The organism is Pseudomonas sp. 9.3L (genome assembly GCF_058536285.1).
This window is the reverse complement of the sequence record NZ_JBZUBK010000001.1, coordinates 2,472,650-2,494,503: the sequence shown is the minus strand read 5'-3', so window position 1 is coordinate 2,494,503 and position 21,854 is coordinate 2,472,650. Positions and strand designations below refer to the sequence as shown.

Annotated in this window: 20 protein-coding genes and 1 pseudogene; 13 read left to right on the top strand and 8 right to left on the bottom strand. The window is 61.2% G+C overall.

Annotated features, from left to right (window positions below; translation table 11 throughout):
• The first annotated feature begins 52 nt into the window (after positions 1 to 52).
• Positions 53 to 1,414, top strand: a complete 1,362-nt coding sequence (locus tag AC4LE2_RS11490) for an MFS transporter (protein WP_491825886.1) — start codon at positions 53 to 55, stop codon at positions 1,412 to 1,414.
• Between the two features lie 5 nt (positions 1,415 to 1,419).
• On the opposite strand, the gene AC4LE2_RS11485 is transcribed toward AC4LE2_RS11490, so the two are convergent.
• From AC4LE2_RS11485 to AC4LE2_RS11475, 3 genes and pseudogenes are all read right to left on the bottom strand, one after another.
• A complete protein-coding gene (locus tag AC4LE2_RS11485) occupies positions 1,420 to 2,703 on the bottom strand; it encodes a sugar MFS transporter (protein WP_491825885.1) in 1,284 nt (427 codons plus the stop codon).
• A gap of 313 nt (positions 2,704 to 3,016) precedes the next feature.
• Positions 3,017 to 3,175: pseudogene (locus tag AC4LE2_RS11480) on the bottom strand (con-10 family general stress protein); the annotation flags it as partial.
• Positions 3,176 to 3,523: 348 nt separating this feature from the next.
• The gene (locus AC4LE2_RS11475; protein ID WP_491825884.1) at positions 3,524 to 4,087 is read right to left on the bottom strand and encodes a type 1 glutamine amidotransferase domain-containing protein; all 564 of its coding nucleotides are present in this window, start codon (positions 4,085 to 4,087) and stop codon (positions 3,524 to 3,526) included.
• Between the two features lie 524 nt (positions 4,088 to 4,611).
• Between AC4LE2_RS11475 and AC4LE2_RS11470 the strand changes: the two genes are divergently transcribed.
• Positions 4,612 to 5,589, top strand: coding sequence for a ribonuclease Z (locus AC4LE2_RS11470; protein ID WP_491825883.1), 978 nt, complete (start codon positions 4,612 to 4,614; stop codon positions 5,587 to 5,589).
• A 110-nt stretch (positions 5,590 to 5,699) separates the two neighbouring features.
• Here the strand turns inward: AC4LE2_RS11470 and AC4LE2_RS11465 are convergent, their stop codons facing one another.
• From AC4LE2_RS11465 to AC4LE2_RS11455, 3 genes are all read right to left on the bottom strand, one after another.
• Complete coding sequence (locus AC4LE2_RS11465; protein WP_491825882.1) at positions 5,700 to 5,834, bottom strand: hypothetical protein; 135 nt, start codon at positions 5,832 to 5,834, stop codon at positions 5,700 to 5,702.
• 126 nt (positions 5,835 to 5,960) lie between these two features.
• Positions 5,961 to 6,215: a hypothetical protein gene (locus AC4LE2_RS11460; RefSeq protein WP_491825881.1), complete on the bottom strand. Its 255-nt coding sequence runs from the start codon at positions 6,213 to 6,215 to the stop codon at positions 5,961 to 5,963.
• A gap of 115 nt (positions 6,216 to 6,330) precedes the next feature.
• A complete protein-coding gene (locus AC4LE2_RS11455) occupies positions 6,331 to 7,221 on the bottom strand; it encodes a LysR family transcriptional regulator (protein WP_491825880.1) in 891 nt (296 codons plus the stop codon).
• 213 nt (positions 7,222 to 7,434) lie between these two features.
• On the opposite strand from AC4LE2_RS11455, the gene AC4LE2_RS11450 reads away from it, so the two are divergent.
• From AC4LE2_RS11450 to AC4LE2_RS11440, 3 genes are all read left to right on the top strand, one after another.
• Positions 7,435 to 8,685, top strand: a complete 1,251-nt coding sequence (locus AC4LE2_RS11450; protein WP_491828116.1) for an MFS transporter — start codon at positions 7,435 to 7,437, stop codon at positions 8,683 to 8,685.
• A 37-nt stretch (positions 8,686 to 8,722) separates the two neighbouring features.
• A complete protein-coding gene (locus AC4LE2_RS11445) occupies positions 8,723 to 9,997 on the top strand; it encodes a glucarate dehydratase family protein (protein WP_491825879.1) in 1,275 nt (424 codons plus the stop codon).
• 189 nt (positions 9,998 to 10,186) lie between these two features.
• Complete coding sequence (locus AC4LE2_RS11440; protein WP_491825878.1) at positions 10,187 to 11,113, top strand: Gfo/Idh/MocA family protein; 927 nt, start codon at positions 10,187 to 10,189, stop codon at positions 11,111 to 11,113.
• A gap of 61 nt (positions 11,114 to 11,174) precedes the next feature.
• On the opposite strand, the gene pmrG is transcribed toward AC4LE2_RS11440, so the two are convergent.
• Both pmrG and AC4LE2_RS11430 read right to left on the bottom strand, forming a co-directional pair.
• Complete coding sequence (gene pmrG / locus AC4LE2_RS11435; RefSeq protein ID WP_491825877.1) at positions 11,175 to 11,855, bottom strand: lipopolysaccharide core heptose(II)-phosphate phosphatase PmrG; 681 nt, start codon at positions 11,853 to 11,855, stop codon at positions 11,175 to 11,177.
• A gap of 213 nt (positions 11,856 to 12,068) precedes the next feature.
• On the bottom strand, positions 12,069 to 12,974 hold the full coding sequence (locus tag AC4LE2_RS11430) for a LysR family transcriptional regulator (RefSeq protein WP_491825876.1): 906 nt from the start codon (positions 12,972 to 12,974) through the stop codon (positions 12,069 to 12,071).
• A gap of 126 nt (positions 12,975 to 13,100) precedes the next feature.
• Between AC4LE2_RS11430 and AC4LE2_RS11425 the strand changes: the two genes are divergently transcribed.
• From AC4LE2_RS11425 to dctM, 8 genes are all read left to right on the top strand, one after another.
• Positions 13,101 to 13,940: an HTD2 family dehydratase gene (locus AC4LE2_RS11425; RefSeq protein WP_491825875.1), complete on the top strand. Its 840-nt coding sequence runs from the start codon at positions 13,101 to 13,103 to the stop codon at positions 13,938 to 13,940.
• A gap of 62 nt (positions 13,941 to 14,002) precedes the next feature.
• Complete coding sequence (locus AC4LE2_RS11420; protein WP_491825874.1) at positions 14,003 to 15,166, top strand: acyl-CoA dehydrogenase family protein; 1,164 nt, start codon at positions 14,003 to 14,005, stop codon at positions 15,164 to 15,166.
• A gap of 10 nt (positions 15,167 to 15,176) precedes the next feature.
• The gene (locus AC4LE2_RS11415) at positions 15,177 to 16,526 is read left to right on the top strand and encodes an MmgE/PrpD family protein (RefSeq protein WP_491825873.1); all 1,350 of its coding nucleotides are present in this window, start codon (positions 15,177 to 15,179) and stop codon (positions 16,524 to 16,526) included.
• 49 nt (positions 16,527 to 16,575) lie between these two features.
• Positions 16,576 to 17,775 carry a CaiB/BaiF CoA transferase family protein gene (locus tag AC4LE2_RS11410; RefSeq protein ID WP_491825872.1) on the top strand — a complete coding sequence of 400 codons (1,200 nt, stop codon included), beginning with the start codon at positions 16,576 to 16,578 and terminating at the stop codon, positions 17,773 to 17,775.
• Positions 17,776 to 17,830: 55 nt separating this feature from the next.
• The gene (locus AC4LE2_RS11405) at positions 17,831 to 18,730 is read left to right on the top strand and encodes an HpcH/HpaI aldolase/citrate lyase family protein (protein ID WP_491825871.1); all 900 of its coding nucleotides are present in this window, start codon (positions 17,831 to 17,833) and stop codon (positions 18,728 to 18,730) included.
• A 102-nt stretch (positions 18,731 to 18,832) separates the two neighbouring features.
• Entirely contained in the window at positions 18,833 to 19,828 is a 996-nt protein-coding gene (locus AC4LE2_RS11400) for a DctP family TRAP transporter solute-binding subunit (RefSeq protein ID WP_491825870.1), read from the top strand.
• A gap of 95 nt (positions 19,829 to 19,923) precedes the next feature.
• On the top strand, positions 19,924 to 20,556 hold the full coding sequence (locus AC4LE2_RS11395) for a TRAP transporter small permease (RefSeq protein ID WP_491825869.1): 633 nt from the start codon (positions 19,924 to 19,926) through the stop codon (positions 20,554 to 20,556).
• Positions 20,556 to 21,839: a C4-dicarboxylate TRAP transporter large permease protein DctM gene (gene dctM / locus AC4LE2_RS11390; RefSeq protein ID WP_491825868.1), complete on the top strand. Its 1,284-nt coding sequence runs from the start codon at positions 20,556 to 20,558 to the stop codon at positions 21,837 to 21,839. The genes AC4LE2_RS11395 and dctM overlap by 1 nt, the downstream gene beginning before the upstream one ends.
• Positions 21,840 to 21,854 lie beyond the last annotated feature (15 nt).

Genomic DNA, 21,854 nt, shown 5'->3' with positions numbered 1-21,854 from the left:
GCTTATGCCCTGCAGCCTGCCCGTCGTCATCACCCGAGGACCTTTTCAGCCCATGCTCGCCCCCGATGGCCTTCCCCGTAGTCAACTGATTCCCGCCGTGATTGCCGTCTGCCTGGCCGTAGGCATGGCCACCCTGGACACCGCGATCATCAATACCGCACTGCCGACCGTGGCCAGCGGCATTGGTACCGACTCGGCCTCGGTGATCTGGGTGGTCAACGCTTACCAACTGGCCATGGTTGCCACCCTGCTGCCTTTTGCCTCCTTAGGCGAAGTACTCGGGCCTCGGCGGGTCTACCTGGGCGGGCTGCTGGTGTTCATTGTGTCGTCGCTGTTCTGCGGCCTGGCGTGGTCCTTGCCCAGCCTGGCACTGGCCAGGGTGGTGCAGGGCCTGGGGGCGGCAGCGCTGATGAGCGTGAACGGGGCGTTGCTACGGCACATCTACCCGTCGGCCAGGCTAGGCCGTGGCATGGGCCTTAACTCACTGGTGGTGGGCCTGGCGTTTACCCTCGGGCCCACCCTGGCCTCGGCGATCCTGTCCTTCGCCAGTTGGCATTGGCTGTTCTTGATCAACGTGCCGTTGGGGCTGATGGCGTGGTGGATGGCCAGCCGCAACCTGCCACGTATCGCCCCGGCCACGCACCCTTACGACCGAGGCGCAGCCGTGCTGTGCGCCGGGCTGTTTGGCTTTACCGTGTTGGCGCTCAGTACCGGCGTGCACGGTGGGCAGGGCCTGCTGACGGCCGCTGAGCTGGCCATTGCAGCCGTGTGCGGGCTGGCCCTGGCACGGCGTCAGGCCGGCCACCCCGCGCCGATGCTGGCAGTGGATTTGTACCGCGTGCCGGTGTTCGCGCTGTCGTCATTGACGGCGGTGTGCGCCTTTTGTACTCAGGGCTTGGCGTTCGTCGCGCTGCCGTTTCTGTTGCAGGATCAACTGGGCCATAGCCAGGTCGCTACAGGCTACCTGATCACGCCTTGGCCGGCAGTGGTGGCATTGATGGCGTTGGTGGCCGGGCGCCTGTCAGACCGGGTGTCCCCCGGCTTGCTGGGCGGCATTGGCCTGGTAGTACTCAGCGTGGGGATGGGTACCTTAGCGCTGCTGGCGCCGGGTGCCAGCGCCTGGGACATCGGCTGGCGCATGGCAGTCTGTGGGGCAGGGTTCGGGTTCTTCCAGTCACCGAACCTCAAGGCCTTGATGACCAGCGCGCCCGTGTCGCGCAGCAGTGGCGCCAGCGGGGTGGTCGCCACCTCTCGTTTGGTGGGGCAAACGCTGGGCGCGGCGTTGGTTGCACTGTGCTTTCACGTGTCCGGCACGGCGAGCGCACAGGTGTGCTTGTGGTTAGGGTGTGGGTTTGCGCTGGTAGGCGCGGTGGCCAGTGGGGCCCGGCTGTATGCCAGGCCCTTGGCGAGCTAGAACGCTCAGCCCAGCGCAGGGCGCCGTGCATACACGCCGTAGGTAGCGATCACTGCATAGCACACGGCGGGAACGGCGAGGGACAGGCCCAGCGTGGTCATGTCGGCGGCGAGGCCGGTAAGGGGCGGTATGATGGCGCCGCCCACGATGGCGCAGCAGATCAGCCCGGAGCCTTCCGCAGCGCGTTTGCCCAGCCCTTCACACGCCAAGGCGAAGATGGTGGGGAACATCACCGAGTTGAACAGGCCGATGGCCAGGATCGACCAGCCTGCCACGGCGCCGTGGTTGGTCGCTGCGCTCACGATCAGGCCAATCACAATCAACGCGGCAACGGCCAGCACTTTGCCGGGCGCAAAGGCGCGCAACAGGGCCGCGCCAATGAAGCGGCCTACCATGGCGCCACCCCAGTAATAGGCCACGTGTTTACCGGCCAATTGGGCATCGAAGCCGAAGGTGGAGTCCTGCATGAGGAAGTTGGTGAGCAAGCTGCCAATGGCCACTTCAGCGCCCACATAACAGAAAATACAGGCGGCGCCGAAGGCAAAGCGCGGTTGCTTGAGCAGCCCCAGCGCCGACAGCGGGTTCGCCCCTTCGTTGGCGCCAGACGCCGGCAGTTGCTTGCGCTGTTGCCACACCAGCAAGGCCACCGCCACCAAGGCCAAGGCAATGCCCACATAGGTATTGCTGATGACCTTGGCTTCTTCTGCCAGGTACGCAGCCAGTGCCGAGCCCGACAAACTGGCAGGGTCTACCTGGCTGAGCGAGCCGAGGATCAGCATCGCGCCCAGGTAGGGGGCGACCGTCGTGCCCAGCGAGTTGAACGCCTGGGCGAAGGTCACGCGGCTGTGAGCGGTCTGCTTAGGCCCCAGCAGGGAAATCAAAGGGTTGGCCACTACCTGCACCACGGTCACGCCGATGGCGAGCACGAACAGCGCGATCAAGAAGGCACCGAACAGCCCCACCAGCGCCGCCGGTACGAACAGCACGCAGCCCACCGCCATGGTGAGCAGGCCGATAGCCGCAGCGCGCATGTAACCGATGCGGGTAATGAGCAGGGCCGCTGGGATAGAGGCTATGGCGTAGGCGAGGAAAAACGAGGACTGCACCAGCATCGCTTCGGCGTAGCTGAGGTTGAACAGGCTCTTGAGTTTGGGAATGAGAATGTCGTTGAGGCTGGTGATACCGCCGAAAATGAAGAACAACGCAAAGACGAACAGGCTTAACCGTTGGACGTTGGCACTGTTGGCTGTGGGAAGATCGGGTGTTTCTGCAACGGTGTTATCCGTCATGGCCGCGTCCTGTGTAGTGTCGGGCAATTGGTTATTTCGAAATCGACGCAGGCCCGAGGATTCACATTTGGGTGTCAGCCTGGGGGGTGACGCGTCTTGGGATGAACAGAAACCAGCGAAGCGGGAAAGTTCAGGTACCCGAGCAAAGAAGGGCTCTAGTACAGGGTAAAGCACGGCCCTGGGTCGAAATCGCGGCGGGGTTATAACAGTGGGGCACGAGGGGGTCAATCGGAAGGAGGAGCGAGTGGTAGCAGGGGGGTGTTAGAAGGAAAGCAGGAGGGCGGCCTAAGCCGCCCTCGCTCAAGCATGTGAATCAGCTTTTGCGGCCACCGCCGTGGCTATTTTCTCCGCCCTTACGCCCCGCTTCAGAGGCTTTTTCACGGTCGTTGGCAAAGTTGCCACCTGAAGAGCTCCCGCCTTTGCTGCCTGCTTCAGAGGCTTTCTGGCGATCATTCGCGAAGTTACCTGGATTGCTGTTTCCGGTCTTGGTCATGATATATCTCCTGATTCTTAGGTCAGTGGTTCAGGGTAAGCGCCCCTGCATGGGGTATAACTATGACCAACGTGTTGGGTAAGTTTGTTCCGCTTTGTTGGCCACTCCCGATAAATGGTTAGTTGTGGGTTTAACATACTTAATTGGCGTCTTTTAGTGTTAGTCGATTTTGGCGTGAGGCCTTTTGCGCCCTAAATAATGTTTCACCTTAATAGCGTGATGAAGTAGGCCATTTCATTAAATGGTTGTATACGAGGCTTATCAGTACCGCTGCGCTAACTCGAACCCAAAAAAAAGCCCGCCGAAGCGGGCCTGAAAAGTGCTGGATCAGGCAGCAAGCAATACTTCGCTGATCGCGTTGTTGAAAGCATCAAGGTCTTTCGGGGTGCGTGAGCTGATCAGGGTCCAGCCGTTGGCGCCGCATTTGAATACTTCGACGTCTTTCCAGCCCGCCGCTTTGGCATTGAGCAGGTCGGTCCGTACGCTGGCGTAGGAGGTCAGCGTTTTGCCTTCCACCACGCCTGCGTCGATCAACACCCAGGGGCCATGGCAGATTGCAGCCACGGGCTTACCTGCATCTGCAAAGGCTTTGACCAGGCGCTGCGCGTCGCTATCCTGCCGTAGGGTGTCCGCATTCACAGTGCCGCCCGGGATGACCAGCACATCGAAGTCAGCTGCTTGCAGATCCGTCAGTTTGGCGTTCGACGCTACCGTGCGGTCTTTCTCGGTGTCCTGCATGAAGGTTTGTGCGTCGCCGCCATCGACGGTGGCGTAGGTCACGGTGGCACCGGCGCCCTTGAGGGCTTCCCAGGGCTTGAGCAGCTCGTCGCGCTCAATGCCCGTATTGGACGTGATAATAAGTACGTTCTTGCCTTGTAGATTGCTAGCCATGCTGGCTCCTTATCAGTGAGTTTAACCTTAGCCCATGACAGGCCCTATGTAGGTGTGAAGCAAACGCACTGGCAAAGTTCACTCTAGAAGATGAAGGTCTTTTCAGCAGACTAGCCGGGGCGGCCGCTGGCCGCTGTGTTGCGCACATAAGGGTACGAACTCTTGGACCAGTTGGCCCGACAGCGTAACGGCGGGATCCGGCTTTGCAAATGACGTCAGCGCGATGAGCCCCAAGAGAAAGGCGATGGCTACCGATGAAACAGGGTCAATGTTACTCATAGTTGTAATCAACCTGATGACAGCCCAGCTGTTCGGCACCTCTCTAAGCGAAACCGCTGGGGTTAAAATATAATTTCGAGTAAATAGGGCGTCAAGAGATCTACAGCAACGCCGCGTACTCTATTGAGTATAGGCGCCGTTTAAACGTTTGCAGGCCTATTCCTGATCGGGCTGATAAGCTTCGTTTGTACGCGGCGGCATACTTAGCTGGCGATTCTCGTTAACAAGCATTGTAGAGAGCATCAATGGAGCTGCTTTTTCTGGGCACCTCGTCTGGTACGCCCACCCGTTCGCGCAACGTCAGCGGCCTGGCAGTGGTAGCGGGGCAGGGCAAGGGCTGGTGGTTGGTCGATTGTGGCGAGGCCACTCAACACCGCCTGTTGCGCACGCCCCTTACCCTGTCTGGATTGGGCGCCATCTTTATTACCCATGTGCATGGGGACCACTGCTTCGGGTTGCCTGGCCTGCTCGCCAGCGCCGGGCTACAAGGGCGCACCCAGGCGCTGGATATCATTGCGCCGGCAGGCATTGAAGCCTGGCTGCGAGCCACCTTTGCCCTAACGCACACAACGTTACCCTACGCGCTGCACGTTCATTCCACCGAGGCGCTGCAAACGCAACCCTGGCGACGTGAGCACCTCACCGTGTCCGCTACGGCCTTGGTGCATCGTGTACCGTCCTACGGCTACCGCTTTGAAGAGGCGGCCGCACGCCCTCGGCTCAATCAAGAAAGGCTCATCGCGCACGACGTGCCGCGTGGGCTGGCGTGGGGGCAGTTGGCGCGTGGGCAAGACGTCTACGTTGAGGGGCGATGGCTGCGAAGCGCGGACTTCGTTGATCACGCGCAACCGCCTCATTGCGTGGTAGTAGCCGGGGACAACAGCGCCCCGGAACGCCTGGCCGTGGCGTGTGAAGGTGCTCAGGTGCTGGTGCACGAGGCTACGTACACCGCCGAGGTGGCTAAGGGCAAGGCTGAACACGGGCACAGCAGTGCGGCGACGGTGGCCACCTTTGCCACGCAGGCAGGCCTGCCGAACCTGGTACTCACGCATTTTAGCCCGCGCTATCAGGCCCACCCCCAGCGAGGCCTGCCCCAGCGAGGCCTGTCCATTGAGGCCGTGCGTGCTGAAGCCGCAGCCCACTATTCAGGCAACCTCATCCTCGCGGCGGATTACGATCGGTTTCGGCTCAGCCGAGAAGGAGTCTTGCTGCGGGCAGATTAAACCCCGTGGAGTTACACCACCACGTTCCGCCACAGTTCGGCGTCCAGCACCATGCACAAGCAAACACTCAGGCCAAGTATGAGCCACTGGGTTCCAGAAAGGCCCATGGGTCAGGCCGCCCACAGCCATGCGAGTGTCAACGCCCAGCCACACACGGCGGCGCCGGTAAAAGCCATCAGGTAGTGTTCGGTGTGAAGCGTGCCGGAAGGGCGCAAACGTGCAGTGCGGGTAAGGGCGTGTTGCATGGGTGTAAGGCTCCTATTGTCATAAAGCGTATCGGCGAGAACGCGCCGTTCTTTATGAAAATAGTGCGCCTGGAAGGGAACTATTTGCCGATCCCGCTTTTGATTAAGCCAGTACATGGCAAGGGATCACCAGGGGTCTGAATTGACCGAGGCAGCACTGCGCAACGCTTCGAGCCGACGGTGGGAGAGGGCATGAATGCGCTCGGTCATGGCCTTGCGCTGGCCTAGGTTGACCAGGCCAAAATCCGTCAGGCAGCTCAAGTAGCCTGTGGCGCGGGCGGCGCTTTCGCGAATCTCTACGTAATCGGTCGCTTTATCTACGCGGTCAAGCATCAAGCGCCAAGTGGGCGCATGCATATCATCCAGATCGGAGGTTGTCATCGATAGGCTCCTCTTCGTCGTGCGGCCGGTGTGCCGGGCTCCGGCCCCGGTTATTGGAATGCCGCTGTAAAGTACCTAGACCCAACCCACGGCCGATGATTCCCCAGGGCACTGTTCAACCCTGGATAGACGCACGAATGGCATCGCGCACCATGAGGCAGGCAGGGTTGTCGTTGTCCTCGCGCCACACCAGGTACAGCTCGCTCTGCACCCCCTCATTCAAGGGCAGCTCCCGGAATACCACGTGTTTGAATACCACGGTAGTGGCGCAGCGAGGCACCAGCGCCAAGCCCAGGCCTGCGTTGACCAACGCCAGGATGGTCAGGGACGACCCCAGCCATTGAACGTAATCCGGTGTCACCCGCGCCGAGCGGAACATGCCGGTCAGTAGCTCATTAAAAGGCGCGTAGGCGGCGTGGGAGTACATCAGGAAGGGCTGGCCGTGCAGGTCTTGCAACGTCACCTGCGCGGCAGTGGCCAACGGGTGGCGGGTACCCGCAGCCAGTACGAACGGCTCGCGTAGCAGCAGCTCGCTGGTAAAGCCTGGGGCATGCAGCGGGCCACGGGTGATGCCCAGGTCTATGCGTCGGGCACGCAAGGCTTCCTGCTGCTGGGCCGTGTTCATTTCAGTCAGGGCAATGTTGACGTTGGGCTGCTTAGCCCGCGCCTCGGTGATGACCTTGGGCAAAAATTCATACACTGCGCTGCCCACAAACCCTACCGTCACCGACCCAATGTCCCCAGCCGCGAACCGCCTGGCCGAGACTGCCGCCATCTGGGCTTGCTCCAGCAGGCTTTGTGCCTCCAGAAAAAACGCCCGGCCTGCCGCAGTCAAGGCGACGTTACGGGTGGTGCGGGTGAGCAGGGCCACGCCTAGCTGGTGTTCCAGTAGCTGGATCTGCCGGCTGAGGGGTGGTTGGGTCATGTTGAGCCGTTCGGCCGCCCTACGAAAGTTGAGCTCCGTGGCCACGGCGGTAAAGCAGCGAAGCTGGGCAAGTTCGAACACTGATTCATTCCGGGTATCAATCGAGATATAAACTAGATTAGACCGCAACAATCCAGGCGTCCATGATCGGCTATGCATCCATGGATGCGGCCTACCCAGAAAAACAAGATCGGGAGATGCCCAGTGACCCAACCCCTCAGCGCCGTTCCGGCTGACGTGCTTGCCCGTGCGGCAAGCAAAGTGAAGCGCCACGTGTTGCCACTGTTTGTGGTGATGTTCATCGTCAACTATATCGACAGGGTCAACATCGGCTTTGTGCGCAGCCACATGGAATCTGACCTGGGCATCGGTGCGGCCGCCTACGGCTTAGGTGCCGGCCTGTTCTTCATAGGGTATGCGCTGTTCGAAGTGCCCTCCAACCTGCTGCTGCAACGCTACGGCGCCCGTGCCTGGCTGGCCCGCATCATGCTCACCTGGGGCATCGCCGCCATGGCCATGGCCTTCGTTCAGGGCGAAACCAGTTTCTATGTCCTCAGGTTCATTCTGGGCGCGGCGGAGGCGGGCTTCTTCCCCGGCATTATTTATTACTTCACCCAGTGGTTGCCTGCCTCGGAGCGGGGCAGGGCCATGGCCGTGTTCTTGAGCGGTTCGGCCATCGCCTCGGTGATTTCCGGGCCGGTCTCCGGTGGGCTGCTTAGCCTTGACTTGCCAGCGCTGCACAGCTGGCAGTGGATGTTCCTGATCGAAGGGTTTGCCTCGGTAGTGCTGTGCGGCTTCGTGTGGCTGCATTTGCAGTCCCACCCAAGCGAGGCCAAGTGGCTGACCCTGGAAGAGCAACAGGCACTGACCACGACCATTGCCCAGGAGCAAGCCGCACGTGAGGCCGAGCGGGGCGGTCGGCCCTCTGTGTGGCGGCTGCTGGCGGACCGGCAGATCATACTGTTCTGCTTCATCTACTTCTCGGTGGCCCTGACCATTTACGGCGCCACCTTCTGGCTGCCCAGCATGATCAAGAAAATGGGCAGCCTGGGTGACTTCCAGGTGGGGATGCTCAACGCCATTCCGTGGTTGATTTCCATCGTGGCCATGTATGGGTTTGCAGGGCTGGCGGCCAAGTGGCGCCACCAGCAGGCCTGGTGCGCACTCACGCTGCTCATCGCGGCGCTGGGCATGTTCATGTCCACCGTAGGCGGCCCCGTGTTCGCCTTCGTGGCCATCTGTTTCGCCGCCATTGGCTTTAAAGCCGCCTCGGCACTGTTCTGGCCGCTGCCTCAGGGCTACCTGGATGGCCGCATTGCGGCGGCAGTCATCGCCTTGATCAACTCGATTGGCAACCTGGGAGGCTTCGTGGCCCCCACCGCGTTTGGCTTCCTTGAGCAAACCACCGGGTCGATCCAGGGTGGCTTGTATGGCTTGGCCGCTACCTCCGTGCTGGCCGCCATCGTGGTGATGTTTGCCCGTGGCAAGCCCGGCGCGGGCCGTACTGCCTTACGCGATGGCAAGGCGGCCGCCGCAGCGGCCTGACCCTGTTTTTTATTCTTCTGGACCGGGAGTTCCGCACGTGAAAGTTATCCGTGTCACCGTCACCCCTATCGCGTTCCGTGACCCGCCGCTGCTCAACGCCAGCGGTATTCACGAACCCTATGCTTTGCGTTCGATCATCGAAGTGGAAACCGATAACGGCTACATCGGCTTGGGCGAAAGCTACGGGGACGCACCTGCACTGGCCATACAACTGGCGCTGCGCGATCAATTGATCGGCATGGACCCGTTCAACCTCAACGGCTTGCGCCAAGTGGTGCAGGCAACGGTTGCCGCGCACAAGCCCGCCAGCGTGGCCGGGGCAGAGTTGGCGCCGGGTTCTCATGCCAGCAAAGCGGTGAGCAACGCCTACTCGGCCTTCGAAGTGGCGTTTCTGGACCTCCAGGCGCGCTCGTTGAACATGCCCCTGGTGGACCTGCTCGGCGGCGCGCTGCGCGACCGCGTCCCTTTCAGTGCGTACCTGTTCTTCAAGTACGCGCAGCACGTGGACAGCCCCTATCCCGCAGACAACTGGGGGGAAGCCCTCAGCGAGGCGCAGATCGTGGCACAGGCCGGGCGCATGATCGAAGCCCATGGCTTCAAGAGCATCAAGCTCAAGGCCGGCGCGCTGGCGCCCGAGCACGAAGTGGCCTGCATCAAGGCCCTCAAGCGTGCCTTCCCCGATCACCCGCTGCGCATCGACCCCAATGGCAACTGGTCGCTGGCCACGGCCATCCGCATGGCCGAGTTGCTGGGTGATGACTTGCAGTATTACGAAGACCCCACCCCTGGCCTGGATGGCATGGCAGAGCTGCACGCCCGCACCGGGTTACCGCTGGCCACCAACATGGTGGTTACCGATTTCGACGAGTTTCGGCGCAGCGTCGCGCTGAACAGCGTGCAGATTGTGTTGGCGGACCACCATTACTGGGGCGGGCTGCGGGATACCCAGGTGCTGGCCAAGATGTGCGATGTGTTCGGCTTGGGCGTGTCCATGCACTCCAACTCCCACTTGGGTATCAGCCTGATGGCCATGACCCATGTGGCGGCGGCCGTGCCTAACCTTGCCTACGCGTGTGACACCCACTACCCCTGGCAGGAGCCGGACGAAGAGGTAATTAAAGGCGGTAAATTGACCATCGAAGATGGCTGCGTGGCGGTGACCCGTACCCCTGGCCTTGGTGTGGAACTGGACTACGACCAATTGGCCAAGCTGCATGACCAGTTCCTGAGTTGCGGCATCCGTCAACGCGACGACGTCCGTCAGATGCAGCGCTACAAGGCGGACTGGAAGGCCCTCAAGCCCCGCTACTGACTTCAACCTTACAGCCCGCGCGCGTCGCTCAAACCGTGCACCTCACGTGTAGGAGCGAGCGACAGCTCGCGAACATTTCCATTACTCACATCCCACCCCGCACACGCTGCGCACAGTCTAGGCATGCCTGCCCTACACCGATTACCATCGGCACCGCTTCCTTTAAATAACAACAAACAGGAGTGTCAGATGCAGCCGATTCGTCTTGGCCTGGTGGGCTACGGCAAGATCGCCCAGGACCAGCATGTGCCTGCGATCCAGGCCAACCCTGGTTTCGAACTGGTGGCCGTGGCTACCCAAGGCGCGCCATGCCCAGGCGTTGCCCACTTCAGCGCATTGACAGAAATGCTCCAGGCCTGCCCAAGCCTGGACGCCATTGCGTTTTGCACACCCCCCCAAGGCCGTTACGCCCTGGTAAACGAGGCACTGGCAGCGGGCAAGCACGTGCTGGTTGAAAAGCCGCCTTGCGCCAGCGTAGGCGAGGCCATGGCGCTGTCTGCTCAGGCGGAGGCGGCAGGGGTGAGCGGGCTGTTCGCCTGGCACTCGCGTTTCGCGCCAGGGGTGGAGGTGGCGCGGGCCTGGCTGGCCGAGCGCCCGCTGACGGCGGTGCGGGTGCAGTGGAAGGAAAGCGTGCGCAAGTGGCACCCAGGGCAAGCCTGGATCTGGCAAGCCGGGGGGCTGGGCGTGTTTGACCCGGCCATTAACGCGTTGTCTATCGTGACCGACTTGGTGAGCAGCCCGCTGTTCGTTGAGCAAGCCACATTGCACGTGCCCAGCAACTGCCAATCCCCCATCGCTGCCACCCTGGGCCTGCGCACGGAGCACGGCCTTACCGTGAGCGCGGAGCTAGACTTCGACCATGACCATGACGAACTCTGGCGGATCGACTTCCAAACCAACAGTGGCCTATTGCGGCTTGATCAGGGCGGGGCGGCCTTGAGCATCGACGGCGTACCCGAACCCCTGCGCGGGGACGGTGAATACCCCGCGCTCTATCGGCATTTTCACCGGCTGATCCAGGCCGGTGCGTCCGACATGGACACCCAGCCCTTGCGCGTAGTGGCCGACAGTTTCTTCGCTGGCGAGCGGGTGGTTGTAGCGCCGTTCTACGAGTAAAGCCTTATAAGGGCGAGGAGCAGGGCGCGTGTCCCAGGTCAAAGTGAAGGCTTATACGAGGTTACTTTTTCGCCTGAGCCGACAACTCCCCCCAGCCGGACGCATTCAAGTACCCCAGCACCTCTGTAGAGGCTTGCGGGCCGCTAGACAGAAAGAGGGCAGCGACATAACCACTTGAAGGGGTACCGCCGACGCCAAGCTGTCGCTCGTAACGCTTGATGCAACCGCTGTGACTGACGATCACCAGGTTACGGCCCGGCTGCTTGAGAGCGAGCAGTTTATCCAGCGAGGGGCGTTTGCATTGCTGAAGCCAGCTCACCGTGGACACATCCCGGTCTGTGAGGGCCTGAGAGGTTTGCACGGTGCGCACCATGGGGCTACTTACGAAGTCGGTGGCCCTAAGGCCCAGGGCGTCAAGCGCTTTACCCGCTTCAGCGGCCACCGCAGCACCCTGGGCAGTGATGCCATCTGCAGCGCCAAGGCATTCATTGTGCGAGCGATCGCACCGTTCCCCATGGCGGATCACAACCACTGCACTCCCTTCAGCCCAGGCCTGTAGCAGCCCTGATGACGCAATAGCCCGGTCTTCGCTCAGGTTGCGCGCAGAGGCAGGATTGAGTACCCAGCCAATGAGCGAGGCGATGATTAACACGAACACGACGCCTAACCAAAATCGCCGTTTGAGGAACAGGTGAGCACTAATGAGTGGCCGTGGCGCAGGCAGAACGTTTTCAACATGCATTACGGCATTTCCTTGGCATAGGGGGGCAAATAGGCCCGTGAAGCGTGTTACAGGGCTAAGTGCGCGCACTATGGTGGCCAGTGAGTCAGTGGCCAATGAAACTGATGTGAAAATTTCGCACGCGAGTAAATAAGGCCTATCGGTTTTCGTGCGCTAATGGAAAGGTAGCCTGGCCCATGCCTGCCAGCACTACACGCGGCTAGGCGCCTCGGTTCAAGCCTTGGTGGTCGCCGCCGCATGGGGCGCCAGGGTGGTGATCAGGGCGCGTACCACACCCGGCAGCGCTCCAAAGTCACGCACCAGGATGCTTCGCTCGCGGATTGCCCAAGGCTCATCCAGCTCGACCGTGGCCAGGCGCATGGTATGGCTATGGCGCACGGCCGCTGACTCCGGGATCACACCAATACCCACGCCTGCTTCGACCATGCGGCAGATGGCTTCAAAACTGGACACTTGAATCCGCAGCAACAGGCTTTGGCCGATCCGGTCGGCGTGATCGCGCAAAAAACTAAGCAAGGTGGTGCCTTCCTGCAACCCGATGTGCTGGAAGGCCAAGGTGTGGGCGAAGGTGACGTGTTTACGCTTGGCCAGTGCGTGCCCTTCAGGCACGATCAGCACCAGGCGGTCGGTGCTGAAATGCACCACTTGCAAGCCCGAAGCCTCCACGGGGCCGGCAATGATGCCCATGTCGGTGCTGCCGTCCAGCACGCCACGCACGATATCCCGGGACAGCCGCTCCTGTAGGTCCACGGTTACGCCCTGACGTTTGGCCAGAAACCCCGCCAGTACTTCCGGAAGGAATTCCGTCACCGCCGTAGTGTTGGCAAAGATGCGAATGTGCCCTGCCGAATCGGTGCCGTAATGGGTGAACTCGGCTTTCAGGTAATCCACCTGACTCATGATCAGCCGAGCGTGGCGTAACAGCTTCTGGCCGGCAGGCGTCAGCTCTACGCCTCGGCTGTCGCGGTACAGCAAGCGGGTATCGAGCTGCGCTTCCAGGGATTTGATGCGGGCACTGGCTGCCGCTGGCGACAGAAAAGCCCTGCGGGCGCCTTGGGTCAGGCTGGGTGATTCGCCGATATGTATAAACAGACGCAGGTCTGCCAAATCGAAGTGCACAACGCTCTCCCCGTCAGGATCAAGCATTCAGCATAGCTGAACGCCGGTGTATGCAAATGCGTATTCACCCAACACCGGCCTGCGCTCATCATCGGCTGATAACAACAGACCCGAGGCAAGCCGGCTATGAGTGCTTCAACTTCGCCCACCGATTACAGCCCGTGGCTTGGGCGCACCCAAGAAGCTCACGACCTATTGAGCCGCAACCTGGTCAAGCGTATTGCTGCCACCTTTGCACAAGCGGCTCCCGAGGCCGGCGAACCCTTACCGCCGCTGTGGCATTGGTGTTTTTTCCAAGAGCCGGTGGATGAGGCGCAATTGGGCAGTGACGGCCATCCGGCGCGGGGCGGCTTCCTGCCCCCGGCCGAGGGGCGCAACAGAATGTGGGCCGGTGGGCGTGTGGAGTTCATTTCGCCCTTGAAGGTAGGCAGCGAGGCGCGCTGTGTATCGACCCTGTTACGTGTGGAAGAAAAGCACGGCCGCACCGGCGCGTTGCTGTTCGTCACCGTACGCCATGACTACGCCCAAGGCGGTGAGCTATGCGTACGCGAGGAGCAGGACATCGTCTACCGCGAACCCAACCCGCCCAAGCTTACGAGTGGGGAGGCGCTAGAGCCTGGGCAGTGGAGCGAAACCATTGCACCTACGCCAACACTGCTGTTTCGCTACTCGGCAGTGACCTTCAATGGCCACCGCATTCATTACGATTACCCCTACGTCACCGATACCGAAGGCTACCCAGGCCTGGTGGTGCATGGGCCGATGATCGCCACGCTCAGCCTGCGTGCATTTGAGCGTGCCAACCCTGGCAAACGGGTGCGGCAGTTCAGCTATCGGGGGGTTCGCCCATTGAACGTTCCTGCGCCTTTTCAGGTGTCAGGGCGCGTCGTCTCGCCAGGCAACGCTCAGCTGTGGGCGGGGAACGAGGCCGGTATCGCCCAACAGGCTGAAGTGGTTTTTGATTGATCCTGCCCTTGGCAGGCCCCAATGGCCGGCCAGGTCTTTGACGCACGCTTGAGAATCTGCCGATGAATCCGTATACCGATGAAGACCTCAATGCCATTCGCGAGGGCGTGCGCGCCCTGTGCGCAGAATTCGACGCCGCCTACTGGCGCACCATCGACGAACAGAAAGGCTTCCCTGAAGCCTTTGTCAAAGCCTTGACCGAAGCGGGCTGGCTGTCGGCGATGATCCCTACGGAATACGGCGGGTCTGGCCTGGGTTTGGCCGAAGCCTCAGTCATTCTTGAGGAAGTCAACGCCTGTGGCGGCAACTCTGGCACCGTGCATGGCCAGATGTACAACATGTTCACCTTGCTGCGTCACGGCAGCGAAGCCCAGAAAACCTACTACCTGCCCAAGCTGGCCAGCGGCGAGTTGCGCTTGCAATCGATGGGGGTCACCGAGCCCACCACCGGCACCGACACCACCAAGATCAAGACCACCGCCGTGCGCCAGGGCGACAACTACGTGATTAACGGGCAGAAGGTCTGGATCTCGCGGGTTCAGCATTCGGACCTGATGATTCTTCTGGCACGCACCACGCCGCTGGCCGAGGTTAAGAAAAAATCCGAGGGCATGTCCATTTTCCTGGTGGACCTGCGCGAGGCCATCGGCAACGGGCTGACCGTCCAGCCCATTGCCAACATGGTCAATCACGAAACCAACGAGCTGTTCTTCGATAACCTGCTGTTGCCCGCCGACAGCTTGATCGGGGAAGAAGGCAAAGGCTTCAGGTACATCCTCGACGGCCTCAATGCCGAACGTACCCTGATCGCCGCCGAGTGTATCGGCGATGGCCGCTGGTTCGTGGAAAAGGCCAGCACCTATGCCCGCGAGCGCGTGGTGTTCGGCCGCCCTATTGGCCAGAACCAAGGGGTGCAGTTCCCCATTGCCGAAGCGCACATCGAGCTGGAGGCGGCCGACCTGATGCGCTGGCGCGCCTGCGAGGAGTACGACAACGGGCAGAACGCCGGAGCCAGCGCCAACATGGCCAAATACCTGGCGGCGAAGGCGTCCTGGGAGGCGGCCAACGCCTGCCTGCAAACCCATGGCGGCTTTGGTTTCGCCTGCGAATACGACGTGGAGCGAAAGTTTCGCGAGACCCGCTTGTATCAAGTGGCGCCCATCTCCACCAACCTGATCCTGTCTTATGTTGCCGAGCACTTGCTTGAGCTGCCGCGTAGTTTCTGAGGGCCTGTCCATGAGCCACACCCATGCCTTGGCCAGCTTCCTGGCCGACCTCCACTACTCTCAGATCCCGGACGCCGTGCTCGACCGTACCGAAGACCTGTTCCTGGACTGGATCGGTTCAGCACTGGCCAGCCAGGGCGCGCACCCCATCCCGTTGTTCGAACGTTATGCCCAACGCGTAGGCCCGGCCAACGGTGCCGCCCGGATCCTGGTAAGCGGGCAGGGTACATCGGCCTATTTCGCAGCGTTGGTCAACGGCGCCTCATCACACCTGGTGGAGCAGGACGACCTGCACAACAGCTCCGTGCTGCACCCTGCCACGGTGGTGTTCTCGGCCGTGCTGGCGGCAGCGCAGGACCTTGGGAAATCTGGCAAGGACCTCCTCCTGGCGTCGGTTGCAGGCTACGAAGCCGGTATTCGTATCGGTGAATTCATGGGCCGCTCCCATTACCGCACCTTCCATACCACCGCCACCGTGGGCACGTTGGCCGCTGCGGTAGGCGTGGGTAAGTTGCTGGGTTTGAACCAGGAGCAGTTCATCAACCTGCTGGGCAATGCCGGTACTCAGGCTGCGGGCTTATGGGAATTTTTGCGCGATGCGGCGGACTCCAAGCAACTCCATACCGCCAAGGCGGCGGCTGATGGTGTGTTGGCCGCCTACATGACCCAAGAGGGGCTTACGGGTGCGCGTAACATTCTGGAGGGCGAGCAGGGCATGGCGGCTGGGATGTCCACCGACGCGGCCCCGTCTCGGTTATCGGACCGCCTGGGTACTCGCTGGGCGCTGGTGGAGACGTCGTTCAAGTTTCATGCATCCTGCCGACATACCCATCCTGCCGCCGACGCATTGCTCGCCTTGATGGAGCGCGAAGGCTTGGGCCACCACCAGATCGACCGAGTCATCACCCATGTCCATCAGGGCGCCCTCGACGTGCTGGGCCGGGTGGTTAAACCGTCCACGGTGCATCAGGCCAAGTTTTCCATGGGCACGGTGCTGGGCCTGATCGCGGTTCATGGCAGCGCTCAGCTTATCGAGTTTCGCGACCTGGCCCTGACCGACCCTCGGGTGGAGGCGTTCCGCGAAAAAGTCAGCATGACGCTGGACCCAGAAGTGGACGGCGCTTATCCCGGTCGCTGGCTGGGCCGCGTGACCGTCATTACCACCGACGGGCGAACCCTTGACGGGGCGATTGACGAGCCCAAGGGGGACCCGGGCAATACCCTTACCCGCTCGGAGCTGGAAGCCAAGTTCCAACGCTTGCTGGCGTTCTCCGCCGCGCGTAGCCCGGAACAGGGCGCGGCGCTGATCCAACGTGTTTGGAACCTGCGTCAGGCCCACGGTTTGAGCGAGCTTATTTGACCCTTCCGCACCCCTGTCACCGCCCCCTTACGGCCTGTAGGAAACGTCCATGACCCACACCCATCCTCGTCCTCTGGACGGCATTACGGTTATCAGCCTGGAACACGCCATCGCGGCGCCCTTTTGCACGCGCCAGTTGGCCGACCTTGGGGCGCGTGTGGTAAAGATCGAGCGCCCCGGCAGCGGCGACTTCGCCCGACGCTACGACCAGCGGGTAGACGGCCTGGCTTCACATTTTGTGTGGACCAATCGCTCGAAAGAAAGCCTGACCCTGGACCTCAAGCAAGAGGCCGCAGGCGATATTCTCCAAGCCCTGTTAGGCAAAGCGGACGTGCTGGTGCAAAACCTGGCACCAGGCGCCGCAGCGCGGCTGGGGCTGTCGTTCGAAGCACTGCACGCGCGCTTCCCCCAGCTGATCGTGTGTGACATCTCCGGCTACGGAGAGGGCGGCCCTTATGAAACGAAAAAGGCCTATGACCTGCTGATTCAAAGCGAGGGCGGGTTTCTCTCCGTGACCGGAGGCCCTGGGCCAGACGGCATGGCCAAAGCCGGTTGTTCAATTGCAGACATCGCCGCGGGCATGTACGCCTACACCGGTATTCTCTCCGCGCTGATGCTGCGCGGTAAAACCGGCGTGGGCAGCCGTATCGATGTGTCGATGCTTGAAAGCCTGGTGGAATGGATGGGCTATCCCATGTACTACGCCTACAACGGCGCACCGCCGCCGGCGCGTGCCGGCGCGTCGCACTCCACTATCTACCCTTATGGCCCGTTCCCCACCGGCGGCAACGGCACCGTGATGCTCGGCCTGCAGAACGAGCGGGAGTGGGCGCTGTTCTGCGAGATAGTCCTGCTGGACAAGGCGCTAGCCACCGATGAGCGCTTCAGCGCCAACTTCAAGCGTTCGGAGAACCGCGACACCCTGCGCCAGATCATCGTCGAGCGCTTCGCCAGCCTGTCCGTGGACGAGGTGGTGGCCCGGCTTGAGGCGGCGCAGATCGCCAATGCCCGCGTCAACGACATGCAAGGGGTATGGAACCACCCGCAACTTAAAGCGCGCGATCGCTGGCGCACGGTAGACAGCCCCGCCGGGGCCTTGCCGTCGTTGTTGCCGCCGGGCCACAACACGGCTTTCAGCCCCCGGATGGACGGCGTGCCCGGCTTGGGGCAGCACACCCAGGCCATCTTGGAGGAGCTGGGCTTGAGTGCCGATGAAAAGGCCCGATTGGCGGCAGACGGTGTGGTTTGACGTTGGGCCGGCGTTACTCGCTGGCAGCGTTTCGATTCAGTACAGGGATTCCAGTATGCATCGCCCTATTGTTCGCTCTGCCTTGTTTGTGCCGGGAAGTCGGCCTGAACGCTTTGCCAAGGCCCTGGCCGCGGGCGCCGACGCGGTAATCGTCGATTTCGAGGACGCCGTGGAAGAACCACTCAAGCGCCAGGCCCGGGACAACCTTGCAACCTTTCTAGGTAATACGCCCTCGGCGCGTGTTTGGGTGCGCGTCAATGCGCCTACTCACCCCGAGCATGGCGCAGACTTAGCCCTATGTGCCCAATGGGCTGGCGTAGCAGGCATCGTGTTGCCCAAGGCTGGAAGCGCGGCCGATATTGCCATCGCCCGGCATACCGGTAAGCCCCTCTGGCCGATCATTGAAAGCGCCAGAGGCGTACTTGCGCTTGAGCCTATTGCCCACGCCGAGGGTGTAGAGCGCCTGGCGTTCGGCAGCCTTGATCTTGCCGTGGATCTGAACCTCAGCCCTGGCACGGTTGCCGCTGAGCAGATGCTCGATCACGCGCGCATGGCGGTGCAGTTACATTCATGTGCGGCAGGCCTTCTCCCACCCTTGGACGGGGTATACCCCGCCATCACCGACCACGAAGGGCTGCGCCGGGCCGTGCGCCACGCCTTCGATATGGGCTATGGCGGCGCACTGTGCATTCATCCTGCCCAGACGGCGGTCATTCACGCCGCCCTGGTCCCTGAGCCTGCTGACGTGGACTGGGCCCACGACGTACTGCAAGCCCATGCCGCGGCCGGTGGCGCTGGCGCCTTTCAGTGGAAAGGGCAGATGGTGGATGCGCCTGTCTTGCAACGCGCGCGTCGACTGCTGGCACTTGCACAAGCCTCATCAGCCACCCTCGGCGTTCAGCATTTCCAAACGCAGGGTTATTCAAAAGCTGATTCTCACAACCGCACCGATTAGCCCATTTTACGTTCGAAGCGCTTCGACAGCTCACACAGGCACGTACTCAGAAAACGGCTATCGTAGCCTGAGTAGCCCTACAACAATAAGAAGGTGATTTCGATGTTCAAGCTGACCCAGGCGCTGCTGTGCGCCGCCGCTTTATCCATCACTGGCCTGGCGCATGCCGCCGACCCCATTGTGATCAAGTTTGCTCACGTGGTAGCCGACAGCACCCCGAAGGGGCAGGGCGCCCTGATGTTCCAGAAGCTGGTGGCGGCAGACCCCCAACTCAAGGATAAGGTGAAGGTAGAGGTCTACCCGAACTCATCCTTGTTCGGGGACGGCAAAGAAATGGAAGCCTTGCTGCTGGGCGATGTGCAGATGCTGGCGCCGTCGTTGGCGAAGTTCGAGCACTACACCAAGCAAGTGCAGATCTATGACCTTCCGTTCCTGTTCAATGATCTCGCTGCGGTAGACCGTTTTCAGCAAGGCCCCGGCAAGGCATTGCTGACCTCAATGGAAGACAAAGGCATCCACGGCCTGGCCTACTGGCACAACGGGCTCAAGCAGCTCTCCGCCAACAAGAAGGTGGTTTTGCCTCAGGATGCCCGCGGCCTGAAGTTCCGGGTGCAGGCGTCCAGCGTGCTTGAGGAGCAGTTCAAGGCCATTCGCGCGAACCCGCGCAAGATGAGCTTTGCCGAGGTGTATCAGGGCCTTCAGACCGGCACGGTCAACGGCACTGAGAACACCTGGTCCAACTATGAGAGCCAGAAGGTCAACGAGGTACAGCCGTTCTTTACCGAAACCGATCACGGCCTGATCGACTATATGGTGATCACCAACGCCAAGTTCTGGAATTCACTGCCTGAAGACGTGCGCGCGGAGCTGCAAACGATCATGGATCAGGTAACGGTCGAAGTGAACAAGCAGGCCGAGGCCCTGAACCAGACGGCCCGACAAAAGATCATTGACGCCAAGACCAGCGAGATCACTCACCTTACTGCGGAACAGCGCGAGCAATGGCGTGAAGCCATGCGCCCGGTGTGGAAGATGTTTTCCGATGAGATCGGCGCAGACCTGATCCAGGCAGCTGAAGCGTCCAACACGGCGCCTTGAGGGGCCGTCCTGTCGACACCCGGCCGTGGCGATCACGCCACGTGCGCGCGGCCTGCAGGTAAAGGGGCCGCCTTCTCTCCGTGCAGAGGGTTCTCATGCAATCACTCAGACGCCTTTGGGAGCACTTTGAAGAGGGCATGATTGCCTTTCTGCTAGCTGCCATGACCTTGGTGACCTTTGTCTACGTCGCTCTGAATAATCTCTACAACCCGTTTTACGTACTCAGCGATCAATGGGCCGTCAGCCGGGACCTGTTCGCGGCGATTGGCGATTTTCTAATGATGTGGGCACAGGAAATGACCTGGAGCATCGCCCTTACCAAAGCGCTGTTTGGCTGGTTGATCTTCTTCGGCATCGCCTATGGGGTACGCACCGCAGGCCACCTGGGCGTAGACGTCCTGGTCAAAAAGACCAGCAAACCGGTACAGCGCCTTCTGGTGATGCTGGCCTGTGCGTGCTGCCTGGCCTATGCGGGGCTGTTCCTGGTGGCCAGTATCAAGTGGGTATCGGCTGTGCTAGGGGCGGGTATTGGCGCGGAAGACTTGGACCGCTTCGGGATCAAGGTGGGTCACATCGCGTTGATTGTACCCTTTGGGTTTGCCCTGGTCATCGTCCGCTATCTGGAGATCATGTACCGCATCTACACCCATCGACAGACCGGTCTGGGGTTGGCAGACGAAGCCGCTGAAGCCAGCAAACTGGCCCATCCAGGGAAGGAAACACACTGATGACCGTGCTTTGTCTGTTCGCCCTGTTGTTCGTGTTCATCTTCCTTGGGGTGCCCATTGCAATCTCTCTGGGCTTGTCCGGGGCGGTATCGATCCTGTTGTTCAGCCAGGACTCATTAAGCTCGCTCGCCATCAAGTTGTTCGAGACGTCCGACAGTTATACCTTCCTGGCGATCCCGTTCTTCCTGCTATCAGGCGCATTCATGACCACCGGAGGCGTGGCTCAGCGGCTGATCGATTTCGCCAATGCGTGCGTTGGCCATATCCGCGGCGGCCTGGCCATCGCCGCAGTGCTGGCCTGCATGCTGTTCGCCGCGCTGTCAGGTTCCTCGCCGGCGACCGTGGCGGCAGTGGGTTCCATTGCGGTGGCAGGGATGGTGCGCTCGGGCTATCCCAAAGAGTTTGGCGCCGGCATCATCTGTAACGCCGGCACCCTGGGGATCTTGATTCCGCCTTCTATCGTGATGGTGGTGTATTCGGCCGCCACAGAGACCAGCGTGGGTAAGCTGTTCATGGCAGGTGTGATACCCGGCATCCTGTTGGGCGTCATCCTGATGATCGTGATCTATATCGTCGCCCGGGTGAAGAAGCTTCCCGCCCAGCCGCGTGCCACGTTCCGCGAGTGGCTATCGGCTGCCCGTCGCGCCTTTTGGGGCTTGCTGCTATTGGTCATCATCTTGGGCGGCATCTATAGCGGCATGTTCACCCCAACCGAGGCGGCCGCAGTGGCCGCGGTGTATTCGGCGTTTATCGCGCTGTTCGTCTATAAAGACATGCGGCTGAGCGATTGCCCAAAAGTACTGGTGGAGTCGGGCCGGTTGACCATCATGCTGCTGTTCATTATCGCCAACGCGATGCTCTTCGCTCATGTGCTGACCACTGAGCAAATCCCGCAGCAGATCACTGCCTGGGTGCTTTCCGAAGGCCTGACGCCCATTGGCTTCCTGATCATGGTCAACGTAGTGCTGCTGATTGCCGGCAGTTTTATGGAGCCCTCGGCAATCTTGCTGATCCTGGCGCCGATCTTCTTCCCTATTGCCATGAAACTGGGCATTGACCCTATTCACCTGGGGATCGTGATGGTGGTGAACATGGAGATCGGCTTGGTGCATCCGCCAGTGGGCTTGAACCTGTTCGTTACCTCGGCGGTTACCGGCCTTACTCTGGGGCAAACCATTCGCGCAGCCTTGCCCTGGTTGGCGATTCTGTTGTTGTTTTTGTTGCTCGTCACCTATGTACCAATGATTTCTCTGGCGCTGCCTACCTGGCTAGGCATGCCGTAGTGAACAGCACACCGG